At 67.2% G+C, this 21,424-nt stretch carries 21 protein-coding genes and 1 tRNA gene; 11 read left to right on the plus strand and 11 right to left on the minus strand.

The window, feature by feature from the left end:
• Nucleotides 1-185: 185 nt before the first annotated feature.
• Complete coding sequence (locus tag HF886_RS17625; protein WP_169653046.1) at nucleotides 186-1,859, plus strand: cholesterol oxidase substrate-binding domain-containing protein; 1,674 nt, start codon at nucleotides 186-188, stop codon at nucleotides 1,857-1,859.
• 306 nt (nucleotides 1,860-2,165) lie between these two features.
• On the opposite strand, the gene HF886_RS17635 is transcribed toward HF886_RS17625, so the two are convergent.
• Together HF886_RS17635 and HF886_RS17640 are read right to left on the minus strand one after the other, a co-directional pair.
• Nucleotides 2,166-2,239: transfer RNA gene (locus tag HF886_RS17635), tRNA-Pro, on the minus strand.
• A gap of 54 nt (nucleotides 2,240-2,293) precedes the next feature.
• The gene (locus HF886_RS17640; protein ID WP_346765399.1) at nucleotides 2,294-3,247 is read right to left on the minus strand and encodes a metallophosphoesterase; all 954 of its coding nucleotides are present in this window, start codon (nucleotides 3,245-3,247) and stop codon (nucleotides 2,294-2,296) included.
• A gap of 67 nt (nucleotides 3,248-3,314) precedes the next feature.
• Here HF886_RS17640 and HF886_RS17645 point away from each other — a divergent pair, with 67 nt between their 5' ends.
• The gene (locus tag HF886_RS17645; protein WP_169622629.1) at nucleotides 3,315-3,791 is read left to right on the plus strand and encodes a GatB/YqeY domain-containing protein; all 477 of its coding nucleotides are present in this window, start codon (nucleotides 3,315-3,317) and stop codon (nucleotides 3,789-3,791) included.
• 72 nt (nucleotides 3,792-3,863) lie between these two features.
• Here the strand turns inward: HF886_RS17645 and HF886_RS17650 are convergent, their stop codons facing one another.
• Nucleotides 3,864-6,290 carry a transglycosylase domain-containing protein gene (locus HF886_RS17650; protein ID WP_169622648.1) on the minus strand — a complete coding sequence of 809 codons (2,427 nt, stop codon included), beginning with the start codon at nucleotides 6,288-6,290 and terminating at the stop codon, nucleotides 3,864-3,866.
• Between the two features lie 281 nt (nucleotides 6,291-6,571).
• Between HF886_RS17650 and HF886_RS17655 the strand changes: the two genes are divergently transcribed.
• Nucleotides 6,572-6,895, plus strand: a complete 324-nt coding sequence (locus tag HF886_RS17655) for a WhiB family transcriptional regulator (protein WP_169653028.1) — start codon at nucleotides 6,572-6,574, stop codon at nucleotides 6,893-6,895.
• Between the two features lie 20 nt (nucleotides 6,896-6,915).
• Here the strand turns inward: HF886_RS17655 and HF886_RS17660 are convergent, their stop codons facing one another.
• Both HF886_RS17660 and HF886_RS17665 read right to left on the minus strand, forming a co-directional pair.
• Nucleotides 6,916-8,052 (minus strand): ArsA family ATPase, encoded by a 1,137-nt coding sequence (locus HF886_RS17660; RefSeq protein ID WP_169623060.1) that lies wholly within the window; start codon nucleotides 8,050-8,052, stop codon nucleotides 6,916-6,918.
• On the minus strand, nucleotides 8,049-9,062 hold the full coding sequence (locus tag HF886_RS17665) for an ArsA-related P-loop ATPase (RefSeq protein WP_346765259.1): 1,014 nt from the start codon (nucleotides 9,060-9,062) through the stop codon (nucleotides 8,049-8,051). The genes HF886_RS17660 and HF886_RS17665 overlap by 4 nt, the downstream gene beginning before the upstream one ends.
• A 53-nt stretch (nucleotides 9,063-9,115) precedes the next feature.
• Here HF886_RS17665 and HF886_RS17670 point away from each other — a divergent pair, with 53 nt between their 5' ends.
• The 3 genes from HF886_RS17670 (at nucleotide 9,116) to HF886_RS17680 (ending at nucleotide 10,639) form a co-directional block, all read left to right on the plus strand.
• Complete coding sequence (locus HF886_RS17670) at nucleotides 9,116-9,280, plus strand: hypothetical protein (protein ID WP_169623058.1); 165 nt, start codon at nucleotides 9,116-9,118, stop codon at nucleotides 9,278-9,280.
• A gap of 4 nt (nucleotides 9,281-9,284) precedes the next feature.
• The gene (locus tag HF886_RS17675) at nucleotides 9,285-9,746 is read left to right on the plus strand and encodes a RidA family protein (RefSeq protein WP_169653029.1); all 462 of its coding nucleotides are present in this window, start codon (nucleotides 9,285-9,287) and stop codon (nucleotides 9,744-9,746) included.
• A 104-nt stretch (nucleotides 9,747-9,850) separates the two neighbouring features.
• Nucleotides 9,851-10,639, plus strand: coding sequence for an MBL fold metallo-hydrolase (locus tag HF886_RS17680; RefSeq protein WP_169623056.1), 789 nt, complete (start codon nucleotides 9,851-9,853; stop codon nucleotides 10,637-10,639).
• Between the two features lie 84 nt (nucleotides 10,640-10,723).
• Here HF886_RS17680 and HF886_RS17685 read toward each other — a convergent pair whose 3' ends face one another.
• Both HF886_RS17685 and HF886_RS17690 read right to left on the minus strand, forming a co-directional pair.
• Nucleotides 10,724-11,398 (minus strand): Crp/Fnr family transcriptional regulator, encoded by a 675-nt coding sequence (locus tag HF886_RS17685; protein WP_111731607.1) that lies wholly within the window; start codon nucleotides 11,396-11,398, stop codon nucleotides 10,724-10,726.
• A 196-nt stretch (nucleotides 11,399-11,594) separates the two neighbouring features.
• Nucleotides 11,595-11,867: a hypothetical protein gene (locus tag HF886_RS17690; protein ID WP_169623055.1), complete on the minus strand. Its 273-nt coding sequence runs from the start codon at nucleotides 11,865-11,867 to the stop codon at nucleotides 11,595-11,597.
• A gap of 72 nt (nucleotides 11,868-11,939) precedes the next feature.
• On the opposite strand from HF886_RS17690, the gene nth reads away from it, so the two are divergent.
• The 4 genes from nth to HF886_RS17710 are packed head-to-tail and all read left to right on the plus strand — an operon-like array spanning nucleotide 11,940 to nucleotide 15,299.
• On the plus strand, nucleotides 11,940-12,734 hold the full coding sequence (gene nth / locus HF886_RS17695; protein ID WP_169653030.1) for an endonuclease III: 795 nt from the start codon (nucleotides 11,940-11,942) through the stop codon (nucleotides 12,732-12,734).
• A gap of 5 nt (nucleotides 12,735-12,739) precedes the next feature.
• Entirely contained in the window at nucleotides 12,740-13,417 is a 678-nt protein-coding gene (locus HF886_RS17700; RefSeq protein WP_169653031.1) for a TlpA disulfide reductase family protein, read from the plus strand.
• On the plus strand, nucleotides 13,414-14,112 hold the full coding sequence (locus HF886_RS17705; RefSeq protein WP_169623052.1) for a CoA pyrophosphatase: 699 nt from the start codon (nucleotides 13,414-13,416) through the stop codon (nucleotides 14,110-14,112). Before HF886_RS17700 ends, HF886_RS17705 begins: the two co-directional genes overlap by 4 nt.
• Complete coding sequence (locus HF886_RS17710) at nucleotides 14,109-15,299, plus strand: MarP family serine protease (RefSeq protein ID WP_169623051.1); 1,191 nt, start codon at nucleotides 14,109-14,111, stop codon at nucleotides 15,297-15,299. The genes HF886_RS17705 and HF886_RS17710 overlap by 4 nt, the downstream gene beginning before the upstream one ends.
• 35 nt (nucleotides 15,300-15,334) lie before the next feature.
• Here the strand turns inward: HF886_RS17710 and HF886_RS17715 are convergent, their stop codons facing one another.
• The 4 genes from HF886_RS17715 to acs form a co-directional block, all read right to left on the minus strand.
• On the minus strand, nucleotides 15,335-16,267 hold the full coding sequence (locus tag HF886_RS17715; protein WP_169623050.1) for an alpha/beta hydrolase: 933 nt from the start codon (nucleotides 16,265-16,267) through the stop codon (nucleotides 15,335-15,337).
• Between the two features lie 19 nt (nucleotides 16,268-16,286).
• Nucleotides 16,287-16,787 carry a phage holin family protein gene (locus tag HF886_RS17720; protein ID WP_169623049.1) on the minus strand — a complete coding sequence of 167 codons (501 nt, stop codon included), beginning with the start codon at nucleotides 16,785-16,787 and terminating at the stop codon, nucleotides 16,287-16,289.
• Nucleotides 16,787-18,004, minus strand: coding sequence for a Na+/H+ antiporter NhaA (gene nhaA, locus HF886_RS17725; RefSeq protein ID WP_169653032.1), 1,218 nt, complete (start codon nucleotides 18,002-18,004; stop codon nucleotides 16,787-16,789). The genes HF886_RS17720 and nhaA overlap by 1 nt, the downstream gene beginning before the upstream one ends.
• 204 nt (nucleotides 18,005-18,208) lie before the next feature.
• Nucleotides 18,209-20,140, minus strand: coding sequence for an acetate--CoA ligase (acs, locus tag HF886_RS17730; protein WP_169623047.1), 1,932 nt, complete (start codon nucleotides 20,138-20,140; stop codon nucleotides 18,209-18,211).
• A gap of 221 nt (nucleotides 20,141-20,361) precedes the next feature.
• Between acs and HF886_RS17735 the strand changes: the two genes are divergently transcribed.
• Nucleotides 20,362-21,111, plus strand: a complete 750-nt coding sequence (locus tag HF886_RS17735) for an oxidoreductase (protein ID WP_169623046.1) — start codon at nucleotides 20,362-20,364, stop codon at nucleotides 21,109-21,111.
• Nucleotides 21,112-21,424 lie beyond the last annotated feature (313 nt).

The following is a 21,424-nucleotide window of genomic DNA, read 5'->3' on the forward strand; positions in this document are numbered from 1 at the left end:
CGGTCCGAACTCGGGGAACTGTCGGGCTGCCGGGCTATGGCCTAAAAAGAGAACTTGTTCTATTTTTAGGCCATAGCCCGGCTCGTCCCGACAGAACGGAGCTCGCCACCGTGAGCATTCGCGCCTCTGGCCCCATCCTCAGTCGCCGTGGTCTTCTCGGTGCCGCGGCCGGCGCCGCGCTCGTGATGGGGACAGGGTGGAGCCGCGCGGGTGCTGTGCCGCTCGGCGATCCGGCCGCGACCATCGCGGCGCCCCCGAACTTCCCCGCGGACATTCCGCTCGCGCAGCAGCGATTCGTCAACTGGGCGAAGACGATCGAATTCGACGCAGTGTGGACCGCGACTGCCCGTGACGCCCAGGACATCGTGCGGCTGGCCGACTGGGCGCGGATCCACGGCTTCCGGATTCGGCCGCGCGGCTCCATGCACAGCTGGAGCCCCCTCACCCTCGAAGCCGGGCAGAACGTCGAGAAGGTCGTCCTGGTGGACACCATGTCGCAACTGAATTCTGTATCGGTCGATCCCACCGGCGATCCGGCGACGGTCACCGCCGACGCCGGCGCGAGCATCGAAGCCATCCTGAGCGCCCTCCAGCAGGAGGGGTTCGGCTGGGCGAATTCCCCGGCCATCGGGGATATCTCGATCGCCGGTGCGCTGTCGATCGGAGCACACGGCTCCACGTACCCCGCCGCGGGTGAGACGGTCGTTCCCGGCCAGTCGTTCGGGTCGCTGTCGAACCTCGTGCTCGCCCTCACCGCCGTTGTATGGAACGACGCCGCGGGGTCTTACGAACTGCGCGAGTTCCGTCGCTCCGACGCCGAAATCACGCCCCTGCTCGCGCACCTCGGACGAACCTTCGTCACCTCGGTCACGTTGCAGGCCGGCGCGAACTACCGCGTGCGCTGCCAGAGTTCCACCGACGTGCCGTGGCGCGAACTCTTCGCCCCGCCCGGTGCGCCGGGCCGCACGTTCGAAAGCTACGTCGAACAACACGGACGCGTCGAAGCGATCTGGTTTCCGTTCACGGAGACGCCGTGGCTCAAGACCTGGTCGGTCAGTCCGGAGAAACCGGCAGAGTCGCGTGAGGTCTTCGGTCCCTATCCCTACGTGTTCTCCGACTCCATCCCCGAACCGGTGACCGATGCGCTCGCTCAGGTGGCGAGCGGCAACCAGGCCATCACCCCCGCGTTCGGTGCCTCTCAGTTCGGCGCCGTCGCAGCCGGACTCGTAGCCACCGACACCAGCGATCTGTGGGGATGGTCGAAAGACCTGATGTTCTACCTTCGTGCCACCACGTTGCGGGTCGTCGCCGGTGGAGGCGTGGTGGTGACCCGGCGCGAGAACATCGCGCAGGTCATCCACGAATTCACGACGTGGCTGCACGAGCGGATGACGTACTACGCGTCGCTCGGGCAGTATCCGGTCAACATGCCGTTCGAAGTCCGGTTGTGCCGTGTCGACGACCAATCAGAGGTCCTCACCGATTCGGCAGGGGCTCCGAATCTTTCACCGGTGCGTCCCCGGCCCGACCGTCCGGACTGGGACACCGCGATCTGGATGAACGTCGTGTCGATTCCGGGCACCGCGGGACTGTCCGCCTTCTTCCGCGAGATGGAACAGTGGATGGCCGACCGCTACTCGGGCGACTACGCGACCTTCCGATCCGAATGGTCGAAGGGGTGGGCCTTCGACAACGAGGGCGGGTACCGCGACGCCGGTTTCCTCGGCGGCACCATCCCCGCGATGTATCGCGAGGGCTTGTCGTCCGACGAGGGCTGGGACGCCGCCCTGGCGGCGTTCGATCGCCACGACCCCCATCGCGTGTTCAGCAACGACTTCCTCGACCGTCTGCTGCCCTGACCTCAGCACCCCGTGTGCGAGAGGCGCGCACGTAGCCGGCGGTCTGGTCGCGTACGTCCATGCCCAGTACGAGAGGGATGTCCTCGGGGCTGGAAGCCATGATGAGCTCGCCGTCGAAGCAGCGGTCGAGAATGAATCGCGCCCGCGAGATGTGCGGTACGGACGTGACCACGATGACCCGCTTCCAGCCGTAGTTTTTGAAAACCCGCCAAAACAAACTGCGAGTATGCGGCTACGAAGGGGGTGGAATGCACTCAGGGCACCTTCTCCGTGAGGAGAAGATGCCCTGATGAGTCCTTCTACGAGTCGGGGTGGCGGGATTCGAACCCACGACCTCTTCGTCCCGAACGAAGCGCGCTACCAAGCTGCGCCACACCCCGTGATGAACCTCGGCTAGCTTACATCACGACTCGGGCGAAGGTTAAATCTGCTGGTCAGCGGTGAGATCGTGCGCTTTCGGCCGCGCTGTCGAGATCCCGGTGCCGGGTCTCGCGCGGAGCCGGGACGAGCGTCAGCAGCGTGGCCTCCGGACGGCAGAAGAACCGTGCGGGGACGAACGGCGACGTGCCGAGGCCGGCGGACACGTGCAGCTGCATGTGCGAGCCCCACCGGGACGGGCCCTTCACCCGCGACCGGTCGATACCGCAGTTGGTGACCAACGCGCCGACGAACGGGAGGCACAGCTGACCGCCGTGGGTGTGACCGGCGAGCACCAGGTCGTAGTTGTCGGCCGCGAAGCGATCCAGCACGCGCGGCTCGGGGGAATGCGTCAAACCGAGGCGAAGGTCGGCGGACGGGTCTGCCGGGCCGGCGATCGTCTCGTACCGGTCGCGCTCGAGGTGCGGGTCGTCGACTCCGGCGACGGCGATACGGACGCCGCCCACCTCGATGTCGCGACGCACATGCGTCATGTCGTGCCAACCGCGTTCGGTGAACGCGGCCCGCAGATCGCCCCACGGCAGCGGCGCGCCGTAGACGCGGTCGTGGTTCTTGTCGAAGTACGCGAACGGGTTCTTCGGGACCGGCCCGAAGTAGTCGTTGCTCCCGAACACGAACAGACCGGGACGTGCGAGCAGACCACCGAGCGCCTGAACCACGGCCGGCACCGACCGCGGGTGGGACAGGTTGTCCCCGGTGTCGACCACCAGGTCGGGCTCGAGCAAGTCGAGTTCGCGCAACCAGTTCTGCTTGAGACGCTGGTTGGGCATCATGTGCAGGTCGCTGATCTGGAGAACGCGGAGGGTCGATGCGCCCGGTGCAAGCACCGGGACCGTCACCTCTCGCAAAGTGAAGGCGTTGCGTTCGATCAGAGTCGCGTAGCCGAGGCCGAGGGCAGAAGCTCCGGCGGCGCCGACTGCGACGCGGCGAAGAGCAGAAACATCAGGCACTCGTCCAGGGTACCGCCGCGATCGGTCCGCGCGCCGTGTTCGTGGTCTCGGGCGTAGCGTTTCCTCCATGACCGACACCACTCCCTCGCTCAAATCCACACTGCGCGCGGACCTCACCGCGGCAATGAAGGACAAGGACAAGCTGCGCACGGCGACGATCCGCATGATGCTGTCCGCGATCCAGACCGAAGAGGTGGCGGGTAAGGAAGCTCGCGAACTCTCCGACGAGGACATCCTCAAAGTTCTGGCGCGCGAATCCAAGAAGCGCGGCGAAGCAGCCGAGGTGTACACGGAGAACGGCCGCGGTGAACTCGCCGCCAAAGAGCATGCCGAGGGCCGGATCATCGACGAATACCTCCCGACGCCGTTGACCGACGCGGAACTCGTCGACGTCGTCGACACCGCGATCGGGCAGGTCGCCGAGGAGATCGGTGAGCGTCCCGGGCCCAAGAACATGGGGCAGGTCATGAAGGCTGCGACGGCGATCGCCGCGGGGAAGGCAGACGGCAAACGGCTCTCGGCGGCGGTCCGTTCGCGGCTGTAGTTTTCGCCCACTCCACCGAAGAGAATCAGGGCGCGACCTCGTGGAGGTCGCGCCCTGATCTATCGGGACCGGTCAGTTGTCGGGTCTGCTCGGAGTGGTGGTCGCCGACGAATCTTCGTCCGGCGGCGGCGACGATTCGGATTGCTCCGGTTCCCGGCCCGGAATAGGCGCCGGAGTGGAACGGCTGGTGGTGTCGGGCACCTCCCGGCCGTCGGGCCGGGCGGGGGTGGCACTGGCCGACGGCACGGCGCGCACCGAGCCGTCACTGACGAAGATCGTCACCGTGCTGCCCGGGACGGCCGAACCCGAGGGGGAACTGCTCGTCACGGTGCCGGCGCGCTGCTCGGCTTTCACCGTCGCCTCCGTCACCGAGAATCCGGCGTCCTGAAGCTGCTGCGTGGCGCGCTCACGAGGGAGCCCCGCCACGTCGGGCACCTGGGCGTTGCCGGCACCGCGCACGTAACGCGGGTCTACCGGCGGAAGTTCGATCGAGCCGAATCGTGTCGCCACCGGCAGCATCGCGGAGAACCAGGTTCGCGCCGGCTCGGTGCCGCCGAAGAGGTTGCCGTCGTAGCAGGGCCGGACGGGACCGGAGCAGATCTGGCCGGGCGTGGGGGAGTCACCGTAGGTGTAGACGACGCCCGCGTACCGGTTGGTGAAGCCGAGGAATGCGGACGACATGTGGGACTCGGTGGTACCTGTCTTGGCCGAGACGGGCAGGTTCCATCCCACGGATCCGGCGGCACCCGCTGCCGTGCCACCGCCCGAGGTGTCCTTGCTCAGTGCGTTGGCGAGGGTATCCGCCAGGCCGGGCTCGACGACCTGCTCGCAGGCCTCCTGGGTGATCGGAACAGGCTTGCCCTCGCGGTCGAACACGCCCTCGATAGGCGACGGGGGGCACCACTTGCCGTGCGACGCGAGAGTTGCCGCGACATTCGACAGTTCGAGTGGATTGACCCAGGTCGGCCCGAGTGTGTACGACCCGAGGTGCTGATCCTTCTGCATGTCCGACATCGACTGGTCGCCGAATCCGGACGTGCGGGGCTGCAGGTACGAGCGCAGGCCCAGTCGCACGGAGATGTCGACGACGGACTCGACGCCGGTGGCCTCGATCAGCTTCACGAACGCGGTGTTCGGTGACTGGGCGAGCGCATCGCTCACCGACAGGCTCGCCGGGTAGGGGGCGGCGTTCTCGACGCAGTAGTAGTTCGGCGGGCAACCGCGGGCACCACCGTCGCCGAGTCCGCGAGCGTTGTACCGGTTGGGGACGTCGAGTACTGCCGACGTGCCGAGGCCCCGCTCCATCGCCGCGGCGACGGTGAAGACCTTGAAAATCGACCCGGCGCCGTGACCGGTGAGCGAGTACGGCTGCGGCTGGACGGTTTCCTTGTTGTCGCCGTTGAGGCCGTACGTGCGGCTCGAACCCATCGCGAGGACCTTGTGCGTGTCCTGGCCGGGTTCGATCACATTCATCACGGAGGCGACGTCGTCGACGGTGGGGCTGGTGAACTTGTCGAGCGACGATTTCACCGACGACTGGACCTCGGGGTCGAGCGTGGTGCGGATGACGTATCCGCCCTTGTCGATCTGCTCGCGCGAGATCCCGGCGTTTTCGAGGTACTGCAGCGCGTATTCACAGAAGAAGCCACGATCACCTGCGGAGATGCAGCCGCGAGGCAGGGTGTTGGGTTCGGGGAGGACACCGAGGGGGAGTTGCTTGGCTTCGCGGATCTCCGCGGCACGCTCGGGAATGTTCTCGATCATGGTGTCGAGAACGATGTTGCGACGCTCGAGGACGCCCTCGGAGTTGGTGTAGGGGTTCAGTGCGGAACTGGACTGCACCATGCCGGCGAGCATCGCGGACTGCGGGATGTTCAGGTCCTTGGCGTCGATGCCGAAGTACGTCTGCGCAGCGTCCTGGATTCCGAAGGAACCGTTGCCGAACGGCACCAGGTTGAGATACCGGGTGAGGATCTCGTCCTTGGTCAGCTTCTCGTCGAGTGTGAGCGCCATCCGGATCTCACGGATCTTACGAGCCGGAGTGGTTTCGATGGCGGCACGGCGCTCGGCGTCGGTCTTGGCGACGACGTGCAGCATGTAGTTCTTCACGTACTGCTGGTCGATCGTCGATGCACCCTGCTCGACCTGACCGCTCGTGGTGTTGGTGAGGAACGCGCGCATCGTGCCCTGCCAGTCGACACCCCGGTGTTCCGGGAAGCGCTTGTCCTCGATCGAGACGATCGCAAGTTTCATCTCGTTGGAGATCTGGTCGCTGGGCACCTCGAACCTGCGCTGCTCGTACAGCCAGGCGATGGGGTTGCCCGCGTTGTCCACCATCGTCGTCACCGCGGGGACGACACCCTCCACGAGTTCGGCAGAACTGTTGTCCACGGTGTCGGCGGCGCGGTTGGAGACGTACCCGAAACCCCCTGCGGCCGGGAACAGCATCCCTGCCACGAGAACGCCGCCGAGGGCGGTACAACCAACAAGCTTCGCCACCGTGCTTCGGATCGACACGAAGTACACAGTACGGGCAGCCGTCCTCCGCGGTCGTATTGAGGGCGGCGGCATGCCGCGCGACGTGCAGCTATGCACGTACGTACCAGAAAAGGTTTTCCTCGCCTTGCGCCCGGGCATCAGGTTACCTAGATTGAGACATCAGTGTGATGCAGGTAACACCTTGACAGGGGAGATTGCGTTATAGAGGAAGCGCTACGGCGCGACTCCTACGCAATATCGGACACCGCGTAGCGGTGTTCGGAGAGTAGAGGGGCAACTGAATGCACATGACCACCCCGACGGCCCGGCTCGACGTCGACCAAGCGGAAGCACGCATTGCCTGGGTTTCCCGGGCACGGTGCCGCGAAGTCGATCCCGATGAACTGTTCGTGCGAGGCGCTGCACAGCGCAAAGCCGCGGTCATCTGCCGACATTGCCCTGTGATGCTCCAGTGCGGTGCTGACGCACTCGACAATCGAGTGGAGTTCGGTGTCTGGGGAGGCATGACCGAGCGCCAGCGCCGAGCACTTCTCAAGCAGCACCCCGAGGTCGAATCCTGGGCAGACTTCTTCGCAGCGCAGCGTCACCACCAGAACGCGGTCTGACGCCGCCCACCCGCAGAGGTTCAGGCCTCACGGGTGAGCTGGTCGGCCACGGCCCTCAGCGCCTCGAGGTCCGACACCTCGAACGGCAACGAGGGCACGCCCACCACGGGCACGCGCGGGTTCGCGGCGGTGAAACTCCGCAGCAGACGTAGTTCCCGCTTGGCTGTGACTGCGCGGTGCGCGTGGATACGCAGGACGGCTTCGGCAGCCTCCGCGTCGTCACCGCCCTGCTCGGCAAGTGCGTCGGCCGCGGTCAGCGCATGGTCCGGGGGCATCTTCGACAGGGTCGGATGCGTTCGGTTGAGCACCAGGCCCGCGAGCGGCATCCGGTCCTCGCCGAGCCGCTCGACGAAGTAGGAGGCCTCCCGGAGCGCGTCCGGTTCGGCGGACGCCACCACCATGAAGTGGGTGCCGGGCTGCTGGAGCAGCTGATAGGTCCGGTTGGCGCGCTCGCGGAACCCTCCGAACATGGAATCGAGCGACTGCACGAACGCGGACGCGTCCGACAGCATCTGGCTGCCCACGATCGTCGACACGGCCTTGAGAGCGATGCCCATCGCTCCGGTGACCAGACGCCCGATGCCCCGGCCGGGAGCGGTGAAGATCCGGATCATCCGGCCGTCGAGGAACGCGCCGAGCCGTTGCGGAGCGTCGAGGAAGTCCAGCGCATTCCGGGACGGCGGTGTGTCGACGACGATCAGATCCCACTCGTCGCTCTGCGCGAGCTGTCCGAGCTTCTCCATCGCCATGTACTCCTGCGTACCGGAGAACGACGACGCGACGGTCTGATAGAAGGGATTGTCCAGAATCTGCTGGGCTTTGTCGGGCGTCGAATGCTCGAGGACCATGTCGTCGAACGTGCGACGCATGTTGAGCATCATCGCGTGCAATTCGCCGGTGGATCCGGCCGGGAGTTCCACCTTCTGCGGCGAATTGTCGAGACTCTGCACCCCGAGGGCCTGCGCGAGCCGACGCGCCGGGTCGATCGTCAGGACCACCACGCTGCGCCCCTTCTCGGCAGCGCGCAACGCCAGCGCGGCAGCAGTGGTGGTTTTCCCCACGCCTCCGGATCCGCAGCACACGATCACCCGCGACGACGGATCGGCCAGGATTCCGCCGACATCGAGCGGAGTGGCGACGCGCGCCTTCCCGGTCATCGGACGCCCTGCTCGGTCAGTGCCTGGGCAAGCTCGTACAAGCCGCCGAGGTCGATGCCGTCGGCCATGGAGGGCAAGGACATGCGCGCCACCTTCACGTCGTCGAGTTGAGCGGCGCTGACCTGCTGTGCCTGCAAGGTTGCAGCGTGCTCGATGGCTTCGGTGAGCAGCCCGGCAAAATCTTCGTCGGAGAGCTTCACCCCGACCCGGCCGAACGCGGCGCGGATCGATTCTCCGGGTACCCGCCCGCCGGCAAATTCATCGACGAGATTTTCGGGCAGATGTTCGGGCGCGGTGCGGTTGACGATCACGGTGCCCAGGCGCAGATCTGCTGCCTGCAATTCCTCGACCGCGTCCGCGGTTTCCTGAACGGGTAGCGCTTCGAGCAGAGTGACAAGGTGCACGACCGTCTCGTCGGAGTGCAGCAACCGCACCACGCCTTCGCTCTGCGACCGGATCGGGCCGGACTTCGCGAGGTCCGCCATGGCCTTGGTGACGTCCAGGAAACTGCTGATTCGTCCCGTGGGCGGCGCGTCGACCACCACCGCGTCGTATACGCGGCGTCCCGACGCGTCGGTGCGCACCACGGTTTCCTTGATCTTGCCGGTGAGAATCACGTCACGCAGACCCGGTGCGAGGGTGGTCGCGAACTCGACGGCACCGATCCGCCTCATCGCACGGCCCGCGAACCCCAGGTTGTAGAACATGTCGAGGTATTCGAGGAACGCCGCCTCGATGTCGATGGCGAGCGCGGAGACGACTCCGCCGCCCTCGGCGGAGGCGATCTTCGTCTCTACCGGCGGTAACGGCGGAACGTCGAACAACTGCGCGATTCCCTGCCGGCCTTCCGTCTCGACGAGCAGGACCTTGCGGCCGCCCGCGGCGAGCGCGAGCGCGAGCGCTCCCGCGACCGTCGATTTGCCGGTACCGCCCTTGCCGGACACGAAGTGCAGTCGCGCCTGTGCGGCGCCGGCCGGCCACTCGCCGGAATGAGATGTCGGTGTTGCCACGACCACGAGCCTATAAGTCGTGCGCTCGTTAAGGCGGCGGATAGGGTCATGACATGAGTGAAACGACTACGTGGGAGTACGCGACCGTGCCCCTGCTCACACACGCGACCAAGCAGATTCTCGATACCTGGGGTTCCGACGGGTGGGAACTCGTCACCGTCCTGCAGGGACCCACCGGCGAACAGCACGTTGCCTACCTCAAGCGTCCGAAGGGCTGACGCGGTGGCACAACAGTGGTCCGCACGCCTCGCCGAGTTGGGGCTCAGCTTGCCGCCGATCGCCAAGCCGGTGGCGGCGTATGTGCCCGCCGTCCGTTCCGGTGACATCGTCTACACCTCGGGCCAGCTGCCGCTCGTCGACGGCACCCTCACCCACACCGGCAAGGTCGGCGCCGAGGTCTCGCCCGAGGACGCGAAGCAGGCGGCACGTACCGCCGCGCTCAACGCGCTGGCGGCAATCGATGGACTCGTCGGCCTGGACAACATCGCCAGCATCGTGAAGGTGGTGGGATTCGTGGCCTCGGCCGAGGGTTTCACCGGCCAGCCCGGCGTGATCAACGGCGCGTCGGAATTCCTCGGTGAGGTGTTCGGCACCGTCGGTGCGCACGCCCGCTCCGCCGTGGGCGTCGCGGAACTGCCGCTCGGGGCTCCCGTCGAGGTCGAACTCATCGTCGAGGTGCGCTGACCTCGGCGGTGACCCGATCTACGGGGGTCGTGGCCCGGGACATCGATCCGCGGCCCTCGTAGAGTGGGATCGACCACGACGTCCCTGTCAGGAAAGGCAAGAACATGGCGCTGGTCCACCCCGCGTACGGCCGGCTGCGGCAGATCACGGAGAACGCTGCCGTGGTTCTGGCAGAGAACCCCTCGGTCATGTCCTTGGAGGGCACCAACACGTGGATCCTCCGTGCGCCCGGGGCAGACGAGTGCGTCGTGGTGGATCCGGGCCCGCTCGACGAAGCGCATCTCGCGCGCGTCGCGCAGGTTCCTGTCGCCGCGACACTCATCAGTCACCGGCACTTCGACCACACCGAAGGTGCGGGCCGGTTCGCCGAACTCGCCAACTGCCCCGTGCATGCGTCGTCGGCCGATCACCGGCACGGCGGCGGGAACGAACTTTCCGACGGTGACGTCGTCGAAGCCGCCGGGCTTCGCATTCGCGTACTCGCGACACCGGGCCATACCGCGGATTCGCTGTCCTTCGTCGTGGAGGACGACAACAGTGTCCTGACCGCGGACACCATCCTCGGACGCGGCACCACGGTGCTCGACGACACCGACGGCGATCTCGGCGACTATCTCCGCTCGCTGCGTGCACTGATCGGCTTGGGGCCGGGTTACACGGTGTTGCCCGGGCACGGCCCCGAACTGGACGACCTGGAGACGATCGCGCGGGACTACCTCGCCCATCGTGAGCAGCGCCTCGAACAGGTGCGTGGCGCGGTGCGCACCCTCGGTGAGGACGCGACAGCGCGCCTCGTCGTCGAGCACGTGTATGCGGATGTCGACCGGTCGTTGTGGGACGCGGCGGAGAAGTCGGTGAACGTGCAACTCGAATACCTGAGGAGCTTCGCCTGACGGCGATACCTCATAACCCGTAAACGAGCGAGCCCGGGACGCGTGTCGCGTCCCGGGCTCGCCCGTGTGTCGTGATGCCGCGTGTCAGCGGGCGCGACGCGCCAGACGCTCCGAGTCGGAGATCAGGACGCTCTTGCCTTCGAGGCGCAGCCAGCCGCGGTGCGCGAAGTCGGCGAGAGCCTTGTTCACGGTCTCGCGCGACGCACCGACGAGCTGGGCGATCTCTTCCTGCGTCAGGTCGTGCGTGACGCGCAGAGCGCCCGCCTCCTGCGTGCCGAAACGCTGCGCGAGCTGCAGCAGAGCCTTGGCGACGCGACCGGGAACATCGGTGAAGATGAGGTCGGCGAGGCTGTTGTTCGTGCGGCGGAGCCGGCGGGCCAGCACGCGGAGCAGCTGCTCGGCGATCTCGGGACGCTGGTCGATCCACGCCTTGAGTGCCTCGCGGTCCATGCTCACGGCACGCACCTCGGTGACGGTCGTCGCGGTGGACGTACGGGGGCCCGGGTCGAAGATGGACAACTCGCCGAACATGTCGGACGGGCCCATGATGGTCAGCAGGTTCTCGCGACCGTCGGGCGAACGCCGACCGAGCTTCACCTTGCCGGAGACGATGATGTACAGGCGGTCGCCGGGCTCACCTTCGTTGAAGATGACATGGCCACGGGGAAAATCGACCGGCTGAAGCTCTTTGACCAGCGCCGCAACCGCAGAGGGCTCGACTCCTTGGAAGATGCCTGCTCTGGCCAGGACCTCGTCCACGTGCGCTCCTTTTGGGAAATGAAAAAACGTTGTCTTGCTGCTGTGTCGGCACGTCTACGGGCATCCGACGGAGGTCACCTGTCAGGCGTACGACTCCCCAGTCTACTGTGCCGAGGTCAGGCGTGAGTGACCGACACCACGGATCGGGTGTTTTGCTTCCGAAAACCTTCTCGCAGGCTACCGGCGAGTATGTGGGTCAGCTGGCGCGACGAGTCCCCAGACCGTGATGTGAGGTGCTGCCGTCCGACTCGGTCGACCCCCGGCGCCGACGGCGGTGGAACCGGGCGAGAGCCCCGGGGAAACCTTCGCGAGCGAGCGCGGCGACATCACCCTGGTCGGCTTGGTCGAGGAATTCCTCGACCTCGTCCTCACGGACGGAAAGCCGACTCAGGCGGGACTCGACACGCTCCATGGCGAGTGCGAACAGCGTCAGCAGCACTGGGAAAAGCACCACAGCGAGAGCTTGCATACCGGGAAGTAAACACGGGTTAGGTCTCAGATGAGACACGGGGGCGGATTGATGCGGAGGGGTTTACGTACAGTGGTCCAGGTGCATGCGACCCCGTCCGAGAGCTCAGATCAGGCTCCCCGTCGTGACTCGGGCGCGGCCCCCCGCTCCGAATCCCGGCTCGCCCTGGTGCGCCGCGCGCGACGGATGAATCGGCGGCTCGCCGAGGCTTTTCCCCACGTGTACTGCGAACTCGATTTCACGACGCCGCTCGAACTGGCGGTCGCGACGATCCTGTCCGCTCAGTGCACGGACGTGCGCGTCAACCAGGTGACTCCCGCGTTGTTCGCCCGGTACCCCGATGCCCGCGCCTACGCCGAAGCGGACCGGACGGAGCTCGAAGAGTTCATCCGATCCACCGGCTTCTTCCGCAACAAGGCGAACGCACTCATCGGTCTGGGCCAGGCTCTGCTCGAGCAGTACGACGGCGAGGTGCCGGCTCGGCTCGACGACCTCGTGAAGCTGCCCGGCATCGGGCGCAAGACCGCGAACGTCATTCTCGGCAACGCCTTCGATGTGCCGGGAATCACCGTCGATACGCACTTCGCGCGCCTCGTCGGACGCTGGAAGTGGACCACGGAAACCGACCCCGTGAAGATCGAGCACGCCGTCGGAACGCTCATCGAACGCAAGGAGTGGACGCTGCTGTCCCACCGGGTGATCTTCCACGGCCGTCGGGTCTGCCACGCACGCAAACCCGCCTGCGGAGTGTGCGTGCTCGCCAAGGATTGCCCGTCCTACGGGATCGGACCCACCGACCCGCCGACCGCCGCCGCGCTGGTGAAGGGACCGGAGACCGAGCATCTGCTCGAGCTGGCCGGTAGGTGACGCCGGTGCACCCTTCCTCAGCAGGCCGTTGGAGCCTGGCAGCACTGGTCGTCGTGATCGCCTTGATCGTCGCCATCTGGCCGCGCGGCAACGATGACGCACCGGCTCCCTCGGCGACCGGCGCTGCGACCTCGGCCGCACCCGTCGACCGGCGAGCGCAGGACAACCCGCAGGCTCTCGCGCCCCTCCGGGAAACCGCCGCTCTGGATCCCTGCCCGCCGGCAGCGGGAACGCCTGCAGCGGGAGCGTCTGCCGGCAGCCCGCTCGCGGGGTTGACGTTCGAATGCGTCGGCGACGGTTCCACGGTGGACCTGGCCGCCGCACTCGCGGGCAAGCCGGCTGTGGTGAATCTGTGGGCGTGGTGGTGCGGCCCGTGCGCCGAAGAACTGCCCGTGCTCGAGGAGTTCGCCGAACGAGCCGGAGATGCGGTGACCGTGGTGACGGTGCATACCGATCCCAACGAGGCCAATGCGCTGAGCAAGCTGACGGACTACGACGTGCATCTGCCCGGAGTGCAGGACGGCTCCGGACGAGTCCAGGCCGCGGTCGGAGCCCCGGCGGTGCTGCCGGTGACGATCCTGCTGCGAGCCGACGGCTCGGTGGCCAAAGTGCTGCCTCAGCCCTTCCGCTCCGCCGACGAGGTCGCCGCCGTGGTCGACGAATACCTGGGGGTGGCGGTATGACGCCGTACTGGTTGCGGAAGGTCACGACCCTCGAGCCGAAGGACCCGCACGACGACAATCCGATCATCAACCGGCGCGCGCCCTCCGGGCTCCCGGTCCGGCAAGCGGCGGTCCTGGTGTTGTTCGGTGGTTCGCCGACGCCTGACCCGCTCGCCCGTGGCGGCCTGCCGGCCGACGCGGATGTGCTGCTCACCCAGCGTGCGGCGACCCTGCGCCAGCACAGCGGACAGGTCGCGTTTCCCGGTGGCGCCGCCGATCCCGACGACGAGGGTCCCGAACACACCGCTCTGCGCGAAGCGCAGGAGGAAACGGGCCTGGACCCCGCCGGGGTACGTCCGCTCGCTGTGCTCCCCGAACTGTTCATCCCGCCCTCGGGCTTCGACGTGACACCCGTGATCGCGTACTGGGAGCGTCCGAGCCCCGTCGGTGTGGTCAATCCCGCCGAGGCTTCCCGCGTGGTGCGCGTGTCGCTGCACGACTTGCTCGACCCGCGGAACCGCTTCCAGGTACGGCACGCCCTCGGGTATCGCGGACCGGCCTTCCGGGTCGAAGGGATGCTCGTGTGGGGTTTCACCGCGGGAGTGCTCGCAGGCCTGTTCGCCGTCTCCGGATGGGAAATCGAATGGGATCACCACGACATTCGTGACCTCGATGTCGTACTCGCCGAAATGGAGACCGAGGTGGTCGAACCGTGACCGGATCCGGCTGGCTCGACCTGATCATCGTGCTGATCGTCGTCATCGCGGCATCGTCGGGACTGAGGCAGGGCGCGGTTGCGTCGGCCCTCGCGTTCCTGGGTGTACTGCTCGGTGCGATCGCCGGCATTCTCATCGCGCCGCACGTGCTCGTGCACGTCGAAGAGGGGCGAATGCGGATCCTGGCGGGGATCGCGTTGATCGTGGTGCTCGTCGTGATCGGCGAGGTGGCCGGGATGGTGCTCGGCCGGGCTGCCCGCAGTGGCATCCACAGTCCCGGCGTCCGGGCGGTCGACAGCGTCGTGGGCGCGGGTCTGCAGGCCGTCGCCGTGCTCGTCGCCGCCTGGCTTCTCGCCATTCCGCTGACGGCCACCACTCAGCCCGTGGTGTCCGCAGCGGTGCGGGGTTCTCATGTCCTCGGCACCGTCGACGAATTCGCTCCCGAGTGGATGCGGGCGATACCCAACGAATTCTCGGCTCTGCTCGACACGTCCGGGCTACCCGAGGTGATCGGACCGTTCGGAAGGACCCCGATCGCCGAGGTCGCGATCCCCGACGCTTCGTTGCTCGACAGCCCGGTGGCGGCAGATCTCCATCCGAGCGTGCTCCGCATCAACGGACTCGCGCCGAGTTGCCAGAAGGCACTCGAAGGGTCCGGCTTCGTCGTGGCGCCGGAACGGGTCATGACGAACGCGCACGTCGTGGCGGGCACTGCCGCCGTGACCGTCGACACCGAACAGGGCGCACTCGACGCCTCCGTGGTGCTGTTCGACCCGGCCGTGGACGTCGCGATCCTGTCGGTGCCCGGGCTCACGGCCCCGCCGCTGGCATTCGCCCCCGTGCCCGCGGACTCGGGTGAGAACGCGATCGTCCTCGGCTATCCGGGTGGCGGGCCGTATACGGCGAGCGCCGCACGGGTCCGCGAAACGCTGGATCTGCAGGGACCCGACATCTACCGCAGCGGAACGGTCGAACGCGAGGTCTACACCGTGCGCGGTCTGATCCAGCAGGGCAACTCCGGTGGACCACTCGTCGACGCGCAGGGTCTCGTCCTCGGCATGGTGTTCGGGGCGGCCATCGACGACTCCGATACGGGATTCGTGCTCACGGCCGGGGAGATCAGCCGTCAACTCGCACTGGCCGGGTCGGTGTTCGAACCCGTGGAAACCGGCGTCTGCATCGTCTGACGCCGGCGCCCGGCCCGTGCGGTTGTCCGTCGGAGTCAGAGACCCCGCACGAAGCCGAGTAGTTGCGACGTCACGACGTCGGGCTTCTCCTGATGCGCGTAATGACCCGCGCCGTCGACGAACTTCAGGACGCGTCCGGGCGCGTGACGCTTGCACCGGCGCAGCGTCGCGGCCAGTACGTACGGATCGAGCACGCCGTGCAACTGGAGGACGGGCAGCGAGAGGGTGACGTCCATCGCCTTCATGAAACGTCGCCCGTCGGGCCGCCACTGGCTCCGGAACGCCCACCGCTGGTATTCCAGCGTGCAGTGCGCGACCCCCGGGATACGGATTGCCGAGCGGAGGCGCTCGACGACGTCGGAGAATTCCGGCGTGGCCTGCCACTCCGGCCCCGAGCGCAGGCGCGCGAGCCGTTCGATCTCGCGACTCTCGTCGCGAACCAGCCGACGTTCGGGCCGCCACGGCACCTGATACGACAGGAACGTCGGCAGGAGTGCTTTTCGCTGCGCCTTGTCGCGCAGTGCCCCGTCGCGCAGAGAGATCGGGTGGGGTGAATCGACGACGGCGATGGCACGCACGAGCCGAGGATGCAGAACCGCCGTCGCCCAGCAGACCAGCCCGCCGTCGGCGTGCCCGACGAGGATCGCCTCGCTGTGCCCGAGCGCGCGGACGAGACCCGCGATGTCGTTGGACAGGGTCCAGCCGTCGTATCCGCGCGGGGGCTTGTCCGAATCGCCGTAGCCGCGCAGGTCCACCGACACGGCTCGGTAGCCCGACTCGGCGAAGGCGGTGAGCTGGTGACGCCAGGACCACCACAGGTCCGCGAAACCGTGCACGAAGAGTACGAGCGGGGTGTCCGGATCGTGCGGGCCGGTTTCGACCGCGTGGAACCGGATTCCGTTCGCGTGGATGTCACGATGCGTCCACGGCCCGGGATAGCGGGCCGTGGACGGGTCGGGTGGAGCCACCTCTATATCGCTCGGCGCATCAGCGCGCTGCGTGATGACGACCGGCGGGAGCCTGGTCGTCCTGGTGGTTCGGCAGGACCGACTTCGTCTGCTTGAGCGAGTCGATCGTCTTGCTCGGTGCGCGCACCTTGCGCACGCGCATATATCCGATCAACGCGAGGAGCGCGGTCACCACGACCATGATCAGGAAGACGATGAGGAAGGCGAGCCAGCGCGGAACCCAGACGTCGAGGAGTTCGGCGAGGAAGAAGAAAAAGAAGAAGGAGCTGAAGGTGAGGACGGCGAGCGCCAGGACGAAGAAGAGGCTGCCCTGCAGGCCCTTCTTGACCTCACCGGTCACTTCCGCCTTCGCGAGCTGCACTTCGGCGCGGAAGAGCGTCGACACCTGAGTGGCCACGTCACGGACAAGATCACCGACGCTGGCATCCCGCGGCGTCGGAGCGTCCACCTTCGTCAGCGGAATGCCCGAGATACTCGTCGGCACACCGTCCCCGGGACGGTTCCCGTTCGTCACGCTCACTAGTCGACCCCTTTGGTTGGTTCGTTCTGCTTGCGGTGGGCTCGCCCACGCCGTAACAGTAGCGCCGAACCGAGTATCGACGCGATCAACGAGGTAACCAGGACGGCAGCTTTGGCGATCTCGGCGGCGGCGCCACCGTCGACACCCCCGAGCGAAAGTTCCGCGATGAGCAGGCTGACGGTGAACCCGATCGCGCCGAGCACCGCCAGCGCGAACAGATCTCCCCACATCAGACCGGTCGGGCGGGTCGCGATACCCACCCGGATCGCGAGCCAGGCGCTGCTGAAGATTCCCACCGTTTTGCCGATGAGCAGACCGAGGACGATGGCAAGACCGACCGGGTCGGTGAAGACGTTGCCGATCATCTCCGCGCCGAGAGGCACCCCGGAGGCGAAGAGCGCGAAGACGGGCACGCAGAATCCTGCCGACCAGGGTTGGATCCGGTGCTCGAGACGCTCGGAGGGTGCGTAGTCCTCGCCGGGGTCGGTGCGGACGCGTGTGAGCAGACCCAGAACGACTCCGGCGACCGTCGCGTGGATCCCGGCTTGGTGCATGGCGTACCAGGTGAGCAGCGCGAGCGGCACGTACAGCCATGCCGTGGTGATGCGGCGCTGCTGGGCAACCCAGTACGCCGCGGCGAGGACCACGGTCGCCACCAGCCACATCAACGCGAGTCCCGAGGTGAACAGCACCGCGATCAGCGCGATACCGATCAGGTCGTCGACCACCGCGAGACTGAGCAGGAAGACTCGTGCACTGGTCGGTATGCGAGAACCGGTGAGAGCCAGGACGCCCAGTGCGAAGGCGATGTCGGTCGCGACGGGAATCGCCCAGCCGCGATCCATTCCGGGCGTGCCCCAGCCGACGGTCGCGGCAATGACAGCGGGCAGGACGACGCCTCCGCACGCCGCGATCACCGGGAGCAGGGCTTTCTTGCGGTCTGCGAGTTCGCCGACCACGAGTTCGCGTTTGAGTTCGAGTCCGGCGACGAAGAAGAACACCGCCAGAAGCCCGTCTTTGGCCCACGTCCCCAGCGACAGGTGCAGGTGCAGCGACTCCGGACCGATCTGGAAGTCGCGCAGGGCGGTGTAGGAGTCGCCGAGGGGGGAATTGACCCAGATCAGGGCCAGCGCGGCGGCAAGAAGGAGAAGGGATCCGCCCACGGTTTCGGTACGGAGGAAACGGGCGAGCGAGGTGCTCCAGGCGGGGTTGGACAACGGGCGGCTTTCGGTTCGGCGGATTCCGGTAGGGTCGAGCGCTCGCCGACCAGACTTCCCGGCACACCGTCGAAAATTGTAGACCTGCCGGAGCGCCCGCCCCTGAGTGACCGATCGGGCGCGACCGCAAACCCGCGCTGCCCGGAGACGAGTGCGGCCCCTCCCGGGACACGAAGTCCGGAAGGGGCCGCACCCTTTGTGGAGCTACTTGCCCCGGATTGCGTCGAACACCGCGGGATCGACGAGGGTCGAGGTGTCACCGAGTTCGCGGCCTTCGGCCACGTCGCGCAGCAACCGTCGCATGATCTTGCCGGAACGCGTTTTCGGCAGTTCCGGTACGACCGTGATCTGACGCGGCTTCGCGATCGGGGAGATCTCCACCGCCACGTGCTCGCGGAGTTCCTTGATCAGCGCGTCACCGGTGTTCTCCACGTTCTCCCGCAGAATCACGAAGGCGACGATGCCCTGACCGGTGGTCTCGTCGGCCGCGCCCACGACGGCGGCTTCGGCGACGGTCTGGTGGCTCACCAGCGCCGACTCCACCTCGGAGGTGGAGATGCGGTGGCCGGAGACGTTCATGACGTCGTCGACACGGCCGAGTACCCAGAGGTCCCCGTCCTCGTCGTAGCGCGCACCGTCGCCGGCGAAGTACCAACCCTGGTCTTCGTAGCGTGACCAGTACGTTTCGCGGTACCGCTGCGGATCACCCCAGATGCCGCGCAACATGGCCGGCCACGGCTGGTCGAGTACCAGGTAGCCGTTCCCGCCGGGACCGAGCGGACGGGCTTCGTCGTCGACGATCTTCGCGGAGATGCCCGGCAGCGGCGCCATCGCCGAGCCCGGCTTGGTCGCGGTGATCCCGGGCAGCGGGGAAATCATGATCGCACCCGTCTCGGTCTGCCACCACGTGTCGACGATCGGAGCCTTGCCCCCGCCGATGACGTCGCGATACCAGCGCCACGCCTCGGGGTTGATCGGCTCGCCGACACTGCCGAGCACGCGGATGGACGAGAGGTCGTGCGCGTCGGGGATCGCCCGTCCCCACTTCATGAAGGTGCGGATCAGCGTGGGAGCGGTGTAGTAGATGCTCACCCCGTACTTCTCGATGATCTCGAAGTGCCGGTGCTGGGTCGGTGAGTTCGGGGTGCCTTCGTAGACGACCTGCGTCACGCCGTTCGACAGCGGTCCGTACACGATGTAGGTGTGTCCGGTGACCCAGCCGATATCGGCGGTGCACCAGTACACGTCCTCGCCCGCTTTGTGGTCGAACACGTTGTGGTGGGTGTACGACGCCTGCGTGAGGTAGCCACCCGACGTGTGGATGATTCCCTTCGGCTTACCCGTGGTGCCGGAGGTGTAGAGGATGAACAGCGGGTGCTCGGCGTCGAACGGCTGCGCCTCGTGCTCGGGCGATGCCTGCTCGACGGTGTCGTGCCACCACAGGTCCCGGCCCTCGGTCCACTCGACGTCGATGCCGGTGCGCCGAACCACGAGAACGTGCTCGATCGACGCGGCACCGGCGGTCGCCTCGTCGGCCGACGCCTTGAGCGGCGCGGCGGCGCCGCGGCGCCACTGACCGTCCACGGTGACCAGAAGCTTCGCCTCGGCATCGTCGATACGTGAGCGGAGCGCCGTCGCGGAGAAACCTGCGAACACCACGGAGTGCGTCAGGCCCAGACGAGCGCAGGCGAGCATCGTGACGATCGCCTCGGGAATCATCGGCATGTAGATGGCAACGCGATCGCCGGCCACCAGGCCCAGTTCCGTGAAGGTGTTCGCGGCGCGGGAGACCTCCGCCAGCAGGTCGTTGTACGTCAGTGCTCGCGTGTCGCCGGGTTCACCTTCGAAATGAATGGCGACGCGGTCACCGTTGCCGGCGAGTACGTGCCGGTCCACGCAGTTGTAGGCGACGTTCAGTTGCCCGCCGACGAACCACTTCGCGAACGGTGCGTCCGACCAGTCCAGCACCTCGGTCCACGGGGAGGCCCACTCGAGTCGTTCGGCCTGGGTCGCCCAGAATCCGAGGCGATCGGCGTCGGCAGCAGCCTGCAACTCCGGACCGGCGTTGGCGGTGGCTGTGAACTCGGCACTCGGAGGAAAGGCCTGCTGTTCGTGGTCCGGAGCTGCGCTCGTCATGATGCGGGGCACCTTTCGGGTCGTCTATCGTCGGGCTCCTGAGAGCGTAATCATCTGTGACGCGCATCGCACCGTTGCGCCTGTATATGGTCACGCCACAGTCGCCCATCGGTCGGTTTCGAGCGACGGGTGGTCTGCGGCGGGGACGAGTGGTGTGGTGCGGTGCGTACGCCCGGTCCCACCGGCGGTCGCCGGGAACACCGGCGGTACCGTCGGAGACTGTGACCGACCCGCTTGCACCGCTCCTCGACCTCCCCGGCGTGCGCGACGCCGCCGACCGTGCGCGCGACGCGCTCGCGGAGGTCCATCGCCATCGCACGAACCGGCGGGGCTGGGCGAACACCGCAGCCGAGGCGTCGGTGCGCGCGGCACGAGCCTCTGCCGCGATCGACGGTGGGTCGATGGAGCTGCCGCAGCCCGGTGAAGCCGGTGACCCGATCCTCGCCGGTGCGCTGCGTGTCGCGCAGACGCTCGACGGTGACGCGCTGGGCAACATGGTGTCGACCTGGCGCCGCGCGCCTCTGCAAGCCCTGGCCCGGTTGCATCTGCTCGCGGCGGCGGACCTCGTCGAGGACGCGGGTCAGCTCGGGCGGCCACGTACCGGGAGCGGGGTCGGAGAACGTCTGGACGCGTTGGCGCAACTCGTGACAGGTGGGTCGGACGCACCCGCGCCGGTGCTCGCGGCGATCGTGCACGGCGAACTGCAGGCATTGAAGCCGTTCGGCGTCGCGGACGGCGTGGTCGCACGGGCGGCGTCGCGGCTGGTGTGTGTGGCGACCGGTCTCGACACCCGGAACCTCGGAGTGCCCGAGGTCCACTGGATGCGCCGGCTCGACGCGTATCGCAGCGGGATCGACGGTTTCGCCGGTGGTACCGCCGAGGGCGTCGGCGGGTGGGTGATCTTCTGCTGCGGGTCGCTCGAGGCGGGAGCGCGCGAAGCCACCTCGATCGCCGAGGCGTTCGCGGGCTGATCGGCCCGGCACTCGGGAGATTCGACGGAGGCCACCGGGCCGCAGCGACAAGCGCTGGACACAGGAAAAGCGGGTGACGCGTCGATATAGAATCGGCGTACCACCCGCTGACACGGTGAACCGCGTTACCATGCGTGCTGAAATGGGTTGTGTCTCAACGGCCTCGGCGACGGTGCGATTATCTCGGCTCGGCCTCGCAACGGGTGCGGGGTCTTTACCTTCGAAGAGTCACATCTCGCAAGCCCACAACGCTTCTGCCCTTATAGTGGCACCTGCTCCGCGTGGGTACTCGGCTTCCGTGCTGGGAACTCCG

It is taken from the genome of Rhodococcus sp. 105337 (assembly GCF_012844225.1).
Classification (GTDB): domain Bacteria; phylum Actinomycetota; class Actinomycetes; order Mycobacteriales; family Mycobacteriaceae; genus Rhodococcus.

Excerpts from the sequence above, each read along its gene's own strand:
- HF886_RS17705 (WP_169623052.1), top strand. The coding sequence starts at position 13,414 with ATGACGCCGTACTGGTTGCGGAAGGTCACGACCCTCGAGCCGAAGGAC.
- HF886_RS17670 (WP_169623058.1), top strand. The coding sequence starts at position 9,116 with ATGAGTGAAACGACTACGTGGGAGTACGCGACCGTGCCCCTGCTCACA.
- HF886_RS17645 (WP_169622629.1), top strand. The coding sequence starts at position 3,315 with ATGACCGACACCACTCCCTCGCTCAAATCCACACTGCGCGCGGACCTC.
- HF886_RS17690 (WP_169623055.1), bottom strand. The coding sequence starts at position 11,867 with ATGCAAGCTCTCGCTGTGGTGCTTTTCCCAGTGCTGCTGACGCTGTTC.
- HF886_RS17660 (WP_169623060.1), bottom strand. The coding sequence starts at position 8,052 with ATGACCGGGAAGGCGCGCGTCGCCACTCCGCTCGATGTCGGCGGAATC.
- acs (WP_169623047.1), bottom strand. The coding sequence starts at position 20,140 with ATGACGAGCGCAGCTCCGGACCACGAACAGCAGGCCTTTCCTCCGAGT.
- HF886_RS17655 (WP_169653028.1), top strand. The coding sequence starts at position 6,572 with ATGCACATGACCACCCCGACGGCCCGGCTCGACGTCGACCAAGCGGAA.
- HF886_RS17625 (WP_169653046.1), top strand. The coding sequence starts at position 186 with ATGGGGACAGGGTGGAGCCGCGCGGGTGCTGTGCCGCTCGGCGATCCG.
- HF886_RS17680 (WP_169623056.1), top strand. The coding sequence starts at position 9,851 with ATGGCGCTGGTCCACCCCGCGTACGGCCGGCTGCGGCAGATCACGGAG.